Below are 515 nucleotides of genomic sequence, written 5' to 3'. Positions count from 1 at the left end.
TTACCACTTTGTGATTCATGACTGGGGTGAAGTCGTAACAAGGTAACCGTAGGGGAACCTGCGGTTGGATCACCTCCTTACCTAAAAGATACAACCCGCGTAGTGCTCACACAGATTGTCTGATAGATGTAGAGAAGCAAGGCGTCTTGCGATTGAGACTTCAGTGTCCCCTTCGTCTAGAGGCCCAGGACACCGCCCTTTCACGGCGGTAACAGGGGTTCGAATCCCCTAGGGGACGCCACTTGCTGGTATGTAAGTGAAAGTTGCGTGCCGAACTATCTCAAAGCTGACTTGAAAGAGTCATGTTTGAGATATTTGCTCTTTAACAATCCGGAACAAGCTGAAAATTGAAACGACATGTCGTCTCATTCTTCCGTAATAAAGAATGAGGTTAAGACATGTTCGAGTCTCTCAAATTTTCACAACAGCGATTGTGTCTTACGAGACACCTTCGGGTTGTGAGGTTAAGCGACTAAGCGTACACGGTGGATGCCCTGGCAGTCAGAGGCGATGAA

Annotated in this window: 1 tRNA gene and 1 rRNA gene; both read left to right on the top strand. The window is 47.8% G+C overall.

Annotation, left to right across the window (positions count from 1 at the left end):
* A 16S ribosomal RNA gene (locus F3J26_RS22555) occupies nt 1–80 on the top strand; the annotation flags it as partial.
* Nucleotides 81–165: 85 nt separating this feature from the next.
* Nucleotides 166–241: transfer RNA gene (locus tag F3J26_RS22550), tRNA-Glu, on the top strand.
* Nucleotides 242–515 lie beyond the last annotated feature (274 nt).

The organism is Enterobacter sp. Ap-867, from assembly GCF_011752855.1.
GTDB lineage: Bacteria > Pseudomonadota > Gammaproteobacteria > Enterobacterales > Enterobacteriaceae > Cedecea.
Note: the sequence above shows the minus strand (reverse complement) of the source record. Positions and strands in the feature narration are given on the sequence as shown.